This window comes from Mycobacterium sp. TH-M82 (assembly GCF_057473605.1).
The window spans coordinates 1-7,211 of the sequence record NZ_JBYCKY010000425.1 but is presented as its reverse complement, the minus strand read 5'-3'; the positions used below and the strand labels follow the sequence as shown (position 1 = coordinate 7,211).

The 7,211-nt window shown below is 67.8% G+C and carries 8 protein-coding genes; 3 read left to right on the top strand and 5 right to left on the bottom strand.

All coding sequences use genetic code 11. From position 1 onward, the window contains the following. On the top strand, positions 1–494 hold a 494-nt coding region (locus AC2VON_RS13250), incomplete at its 5' end, for a gamma-glutamyltransferase (protein WP_486953378.1). Here AC2VON_RS13250 and purD read toward each other — a convergent pair. The 5 genes from purD to AC2VON_RS13225 are packed head-to-tail and all read right to left on the bottom strand — an operon-like array spanning position 491 to position 5,350. After that, positions 491–1,759, bottom strand: a complete 1,269-nt coding sequence (purD, locus tag AC2VON_RS13245; RefSeq protein WP_486953377.1) for a phosphoribosylamine--glycine ligase — start codon at positions 1,757–1,759, stop codon at positions 491–493. The genes AC2VON_RS13250 and purD overlap by 4 nt on opposite strands. Positions 1,760–1,770: 11 nt before the next feature. Beyond that, positions 1,771–2,223: a carboxymuconolactone decarboxylase family protein gene (locus AC2VON_RS13240; protein WP_486953381.1), complete on the bottom strand. Its 453-nt coding sequence runs from the start codon at positions 2,221–2,223 to the stop codon at positions 1,771–1,773. A gap of 22 nt (positions 2,224–2,245) precedes the next feature. Further along, on the bottom strand, positions 2,246–3,100 hold the full coding sequence (locus AC2VON_RS13235; RefSeq protein WP_486953376.1) for an NAD(P)-dependent oxidoreductase: 855 nt from the start codon (positions 3,098–3,100) through the stop codon (positions 2,246–2,248). Further along, the gene (locus AC2VON_RS13230) at positions 3,097–3,858 is read right to left on the bottom strand and encodes an SDR family oxidoreductase (RefSeq protein ID WP_486953375.1); all 762 of its coding nucleotides are present in this window, start codon (positions 3,856–3,858) and stop codon (positions 3,097–3,099) included. Before AC2VON_RS13230 ends, AC2VON_RS13235 begins: the two co-directional genes overlap by 4 nt. A 22-nt stretch (positions 3,859–3,880) precedes the next feature. After that, positions 3,881–5,350 (bottom strand): aldehyde dehydrogenase, encoded by a 1,470-nt coding sequence (locus AC2VON_RS13225; RefSeq protein WP_486953374.1) that lies wholly within the window; start codon positions 5,348–5,350, stop codon positions 3,881–3,883. A gap of 223 nt (positions 5,351–5,573) precedes the next feature. Between AC2VON_RS13225 and AC2VON_RS13220 the strand changes: the two genes are divergently transcribed. Beyond that, complete coding sequence (locus tag AC2VON_RS13220; protein ID WP_486953380.1) at positions 5,574–6,134, top strand: TetR family transcriptional regulator; 561 nt, start codon at positions 5,574–5,576, stop codon at positions 6,132–6,134. Between the two features lie 20 nt (positions 6,135–6,154). Further along, positions 6,155–7,211, top strand: a 1,057-nt coding sequence (locus tag AC2VON_RS13215; protein WP_486953379.1) for a cytochrome P450, incomplete at its 3' end; no start/stop codon positions are given.

Genomic DNA, 7,211 nt, shown 5'->3' with positions numbered 1-7,211 from the left:
AGTCCAACTATCTCCCGGGATTCGGCTCCGGGGTGGTGGTGCCGGGAACCGGCATCTCGTTGCAGAGCCGTGGTTCGGGTTTCGTTGCCACACCCGGCCATCCGAACCGGGTCGGTCCGAGAAAACGGCCGTACCATACCATCATCCCGGGCTTCCTCAGCAAGGACGGTGTACCGGTGTTGAGCTTCGGGGTGATGGGCGGCGACATGCAGCCGCAAGGCCATGTCCAGGTGGTGAGCCGGATCATCGACCACGGCCAGAACCCACAGGCGGCCTGCGACGGGCCGCGATTCCGCTGGATCCAGGGTATGCAGGTCAACTGCGAACGCGGTTTTCCGGCCGAGACGCTGGATGAACTGCGCCGCCGGGGCCACCGGTTGACGGTCACCGGCGACTACCAGCAGTTCGGCAGTTGCCAGGCGATCTGGCGGCTGGACGACGGATACCTGGGGGCAAGCGACCCGCGACGCGACGGCCAAGCCGCCGGCTACTAAACGCGGATCCTCTCCTCTGCCGCTGCCAGCCCGATGTCGCGGCGAAAGTGACTGCCCGGCAGTCGAATCGAGTCCATGAGGCGGTAGGCCGCGGCCCGAGCTGCGGTCAGGTCGGCGCCGGTGCCCACCACCGACAGCACCCGCCCGCCGGACGACACGATCGCTCCGTCGTCGCGGCGCGCGGTGCCCGCGTGCAGCACCCCGTCGGCGTCCGAGCCGGTGACGACATCGCCGAGACGTGGCCGCCCAGGATAGTTCTCGGCGGCCAGCACCACCGTCACCGCCGCGCCACTGCGCCAGCGCAGCGGACCGAACCCGGTGAGCCCGCCGGTGGCAGCCGCATGCAGCAACTGCCCGAGCGGCGAATCCAGCAGTGCCAGCACCGATTGCGTCTCGGGGTCGCCGAAGCGACAGTTGAATTCGACGACCGCCGGCCCATCCGGTGTGATCGCCAGTCCGGCGTAGAGCAAACCGGAGAACGGACTTGCGCGCCGAACCAGCTCGACGGCAACGGGTTCGACGATCTCGTGGACCATCCGCGTTGCCATGTCATCAGGCAGCCACGGCAGCGGCGCGTAAGCTCCCATGCCGCCGGTGTTGGGGCCGACATCACCCTCGCCGACTCGTTTGAAGTCTTGTGCCGCCAGCAGCGGCACCACCGTTTCACCGTCGACCACGCTGAACAGCGACAACTCCGGCCCGTCCAGGAAGGACTCCAGCAACACCGGGTGTCCTGCCTCCAGGAGGCCGGCGGCATGCGCCCGGGCCGCATCGCGGTCGGCGGTTACCACCACGCCCTTGCCGCCGGCCAGGCCGTCGTCCTTGACCACCCAGGCGGCCTCGCCGGCGCTTTGACCGAACCGGTCCAGCGCGGCGTCCAGACGCGCTGGATTGTCCACGATTTCGCTGCGGGCGGTGCGCACACCGGCAGCAGCCATCACGTCCTTGGCGAACGCCTTGGACCCCTCGATCCGGGCTGCGTCCCGGGTGGGACCGAAGCAGGCGATCCCGGCTTCGCGCACTGCGTCGGCCACCCCCAGCACCAGCGGCACCTCGGGACCGATCACCACCAGGTCGGCGCCGACCTCGCCGGCCAGCGCGGCGACGGCTTCCCCCGAGGTGATGTCGACGTCATGGCGGTCGGCCACCGTCGCGGCACCGGGATTGCCCGGTGCGATCGCGAGCTTCTCGACCAGCGGATCTTGCCGCAGAGCCAACAGCAGCGCGTGTTCGCGGGCTCCCGAACCGATCACCAGCACCTGCACGGATCACAACCCTAGCGGTCGGTCGGGGATATCTTTCCGGCTTCCTTGGCCAGCACAGCTGCGGCATTGGCTTTTTTGTCAGGCACCGCGCCGGCCCCGGCGACCTTCTTCTGCTTGGCGTGTTTCCCGATCACCCGCTCGATCGCTCCGTTGAGCCGCGAGCCCAGCGGGAACCCCACATAGTGGGTGATGAACACCGCCAGCTCCCGCAACTCGTCGACACTGAACTCCTCGTTCTGCAGTACGGCGTTGACCTGCACCTCCAGCAGATCCTCCTGCCCCTGGGCGGTCAGCACCGCGATCACCGCCATCCGCCGGTCACGCAGGGAGAGCCCGGGCCGGGTCCAGATCCGGCCGAACAGGTGATCGACGGTCAGGGCGAAGAATTCTCCGGGCATGTCCGGCATGTCCCAGGCGTAGACCTGGTTCATCTTGTCCAGGCCGGTACGCCGCAGTTCGTCCATCTCGTCCATGCAGGGTCTCCCATCAGTCGGCGGATTGTGGCACGCCCAGCCCGAACGCGAGTTGGCGCAGCGCCAACTGTGCCAGCGGAAGTTCCACGCCGGTCCCCTCGCCCAGCTTCAGCGCCAGACTCAGATCTTTTTCGCCGAGCCCGCGGGTGTGGGTGAACGGCTGATACAGGAAGTCATCGGCACCCAGCGGCGCCGTCGTATCGCGGACCATGACCGCTCCCGGGCCGCCGGTGAGCGCGTCGGTGTGCCGCACCACCCGGCCCAGCGCCTGCAGGTCCAGGCCCGCGGCCTCGGCCAGCTTCATGGCTTCGCCCGCCGCGGCGTAGGCGGTAAACGTCAACATGTTGCGGGCCAGCTTCATTCGGGTGCCCGCACCGACAGTCCCGGCGTGGACGACCAGCGACGCCCACTGCTTGAACACCGGCTTGACCTGCTCGAACACCTCGCGCTCGGCGCCCACCATGGTCGCCAGCTCGCCCTTCGCGGCGGCACCGCCACCGCCGCTGACCGGGGCATCGACGATGCGGATACCCTGCGGGGCAAGCTCTTCCGACAGCTCGACGGCTGTGTTGTCGCTGATGGTCGAGTGGATCGCGATGATAGTCCCCGGCTTGGCGTTGGCCGCCAATTCGGCGACAACGCCGCGGACCTGACCGTCGTCGAGGACTGTAACGCTGATGACGTCGGCGACGGCCGCAATGTCGGCCACACTGCCGGCCGGGGTGGCGCCGGCGTCGGCCAGCGGCGTCATCGCTTCGGTCCGTACATCGAAAACCGTTACCCCGCCCGGCCAGTCGACCAGTCGCATGGCCATCGGCGCGCCCATGTTGCCCAGCCCGATATAGCCGAGCTTGACGGCGGCGCTCATGATCGGATGATCTGTCCGCCGTCGACGTTGAAGATCTGCCCGGTGATCCAGCCGGCCTGATCCGACAGCAAAAACAAACACATGCCGACCAGGTCGTCTGGAGTTCCCAGCCGTGACAACGGGATCCGCCCGACCATGTCCTTGACGATCGGCCCGGGCGTGACGGTCCGGGTGGCTTCGGTGTCGATCGGCCCCGGCGCGATCGCGTTGACGCGGATGTTCATCCAGCCGAGCTCGCGCGACAGTTGCTGGGTCAGGCCGTTGACGCCGACCTTGGCCAAGCCGTAGAAGTTGGAATACAGCCACGCTGCGGTCGACGACTGGTTGACGATCGCGCCACCGCCGCGCTTTTTCATCTGCTTGTACACCGCCCTGGTGCAGACCAGGGCACCGTCGAGGTTGACACTCATGAACTTCTTGTAGTAGTCCCATGGCACGGTCAACAGCTGGTCGAGCTTCATGCTCGCGTAGATGGCGGCGTTGTTGACCAGGAAGTCGACGCCGCCGAACTCGGCCACTGTGGCGTCGGTCATGGCGCGCGCGGAATCCGGGTCGGACACGTCGACCGGCACCCCGAGGGCGGATCCGCCGTCGGCGACGATCTCTTTGGCCACCGTCTGTGCGGTGTCAGCGTTGATGTCTGCGACCACCACCGCGGCGCCCGCGCCGGCCAGGGCCCGGGCATAGGCCTGCCCGATGCCCTGGGCGGCTCCGGTGACGATGGCCACCTTTCCGTCGAAGCCGTCGAACTGTCCCATCTGCAGTCTTTCTCGAAAGTCGCTAGTTCACCGCGGTAGCGACGACTTTGGTCTCCAGGTACTCCTCGAACCCGGCTATTCCCATCTCCCGGCCGTTGCCGGACTGCTTGTAACCACCGAACGGCATGTCCGCGGAGTACCACACCCCGCCGTTGACGTTGACCGTCCCCACCCGGAGCCGGGACGCGACCGCGGCGGCACGTTGCGGGTCGGCGCCGAACACGGTGCCGGACAGCCCGTACGGCGAGTCGTTGGCGATGCGCACCGCGTCGTCGTCGCCGTCGTGGGCGATGACCGTGAGCACCGGACCGAAGATCTCCTCACGGGCGACCCGGGCGTCGTTGGTCAGGCCGGCGATCACCGTGGGTTCGATGAAGAATCCGGTGCGCATCTCCGCCGGCCGGCCGCCACCGCACGCGAACGTCCCGCCCTCGTGGACCGCCAGATCGAGGTAGCCCTGCACCCGGTCACGCTGGCGCGCTGAGATCAGCGGCCCGCACACGGTGCCGGGGTCGGCCGGATCGCCGGGCTTGATCGACGACATGGTCGCCGCCGCGATGGCCACCGCCTCGTCATAGCGCGCCCGGGGCACCACCAGCCGGGTGGTGATCGCACACCCCTGCCCGGCGTGCACGCAGGCGGAGAACGCCGACACCCCGCTGGCCGCCGCCAGGTCGGCGTCGTCGAGCACCACGAACGCCGACTTGCCGCCCAGCTCCAAAAACACCCGCTTGATGCTGCCGGCCGCGTCGATCGTCACGCTGCGGCCGGTGGCCGTCGACCCGGTGAACGAAATCATGTCCACCCGCTGATCTTTGGCCAGTATCGCCCCCAGGCTGTGATCGTGCGAGGTGACGATGTTGATCACACCGGGCGGGAAATCGGCTTCCTCGGCAATGAGCTGCCCGACGACGGCCGCGCACCATGGTGTGTCGGGCGCGGGTTTGAGGACCACGGTGTTTCCGGCCGCCAGCGCCGGTCCCAGCTTGGCGAGGTTGATCTGGTGCGGAAAGTTCCACGGCGTGATCGCCCCCACCACACCGACCGGCTCGCGGCTGATGACGCGCCGGGTGGCGATCCCCAGCGGCGCGGCCTTGCCGCCATCCTGGCTCCACTGATAGCCCTCGGCGGTTTCTGCGGCGAAGCCGAGATCGGCGATCGGGCCTTCCAACTGGGCTGCGGCGGTGAGCATTCGGGGCGCACCGACCTCGGCGATGGTCAGCTCCCGGAGGTCTTCGAGGTGTTCGCGCAGGACGTCGCGCAGCTGCCGCACACAGCGCACCCGCAGCGCGGTGTTGCGCGACCAGTCGGTCTCGTCGAAGGCACGCCGCGCCGCCGCGATCGCGCGGTCCATGTCAGCGGCGTCGGCGTTGGCGGCCTCACCGAGCACCTCCTCGGTGGCCGGGTTGACGGTGGCGAAGGTGCCCGCGCCGCCTGGGACCAACGTGTTGTCGATGAGCAGGCTGGTGATGCCGTTGGCCGGTAACGCCATGTGTGACTCCCGCGCTTGGTTCGGCAGATACGTGTTGGTAGACACTTGTCTGGAATTGTCTATGTCGAACCCTAGTCTGCATGCCGGTGGTGGTGCAAGACAGCAGCATACACCTGCGCAGTTGCCTATTGTCGCCATCGTCGGATAGGTTAGACAGGTGTCCAGTTACCCGGTGGCGCCCCTCACTCCCCTCACGGCGAACGTCGATGAGCAGGCGCCGGCCATGCAGCGTAACCGCCGCCAGGAGGAGACGTTCCGCAAGGTGCTGGCGGCCGGTGTGGCGATGCTGCGGGACACGTCCTATGCCGACCTCACCGTGCGTGCGGTCGCTGCCCGCGCCAAGGTGGCCCCGGCGACCGCCTACACCTATTTCTCGTCGAAAAACCATCTGATCGCCGAGGTCTACCTCGATCTGGTGCGTCAGGTTCCGTACTTCACCGACGTCAACGAAGCGATGCCGAGCCGGGTGATCCGGGCGTTGCGCCAGCTGGCGCTGGTGGTCGCCGACGAGCCGGAGGTCGCCGCCGCCTGTACGACGGCGTTGCTCGGCGGCGGCGCAGATCCGGCGGTGCGTGTGGTTCGCGACCGGATCGGCGCGGAGATACACCGCCGTATCACGTCGGCGATCGGACCCGACGCCGACGCCCGCGCGGTGTCCGCGCTGGAGATGACGTTCTTCGGCGCGCTGGTCAACGCGGGCAGCGGCGCCTTCACCTATCACCAGATAGCCGACCGGCTGGAATACGTGGTCAGCCTGATCCTCTCATCAGGAGGCCACCAGTGAGCGTGCCGGCCGTCGAGCCGATGCTCAACCCCTACGACTACGCCTTCCACGAGGACCCCTACCCGTACTACCGGCGACTGCGCGACGAGGCGCCGGTGTATCGCAACGACGAACTCGACTTCTGGGCGCTGTCCCGGCATCGCGACGTGCTGGACGGGTTCCGCAACAGCCAGGTGCTGTCGAACGTCGACGGTGTCGCACTGGACCCCATCTCCCGCGGCCCGCACGCCCACAAGGTGATGTCGATCCTGGCGATGGACGACCCCGGCCACCTTCGGCTGCGCACGCTGGTGTCAAAGGGCTTCACCCCGCGCCGGGTTCGTGAGCTTGAGCCGCAGGTGAGACGACTGGCGCGTCAGCATCTGGACGACGCGCTGCGCGCCGACACAACGTTCGATTTCATCACCGGTTTCGCAGCCAAGCTGCCGATGGACGTCATCTCCGAGCTGATGGGTGTCCCGGAGCCCGACCGGGTGCGTATCCGCGAGCTGGCCGACGGGGTCGTGCACCGCGAGGACGGCATCACCGACGTTCCCCCGTCGGCGATTCAGGCGTCGGCCGAGTTGATGGCCTATTACGCGCAGCTGATCGCCGACGTCAAGAAGACTCCGGCCGACAACCTGACCTCGGCACTGCTGCACGCCGAGCTCGACGGCGACTCGCTGGCCGACGAGGAGATCGCGGCATTTTTGTTTCTGATGGTGATCGCCGGCAACGAGACCACCACGAAACTGCTGGGCAGCGCGGTCTACTGGGGCCACCGGAACCCGCAGCAGCTCACCGGAGTATTCGCCGACCACTCCCGGATTCCGCTGTGGGTGGAGGAGACGCTGCGCTACGACACCCCCAGCCAGATCCTGGCCCGCACCGTCGCCGAAGATTTCACCGTGGCAGACACCACGATCCCCGCCGGCTCCACGGTGCTGCTGCTGCCCGGTTCGGGCAACCGCGACGAGCGGGTGTTCGACGATCCCGATTCCTACCGGATCGAGCGCGACATCGGTTCGAAGCTGCTCAGTTTCGGCAGCGGCGCGCATTTCTGCCTGGGTGCCCACCTGGCCCGGATGGAGGCCCGGG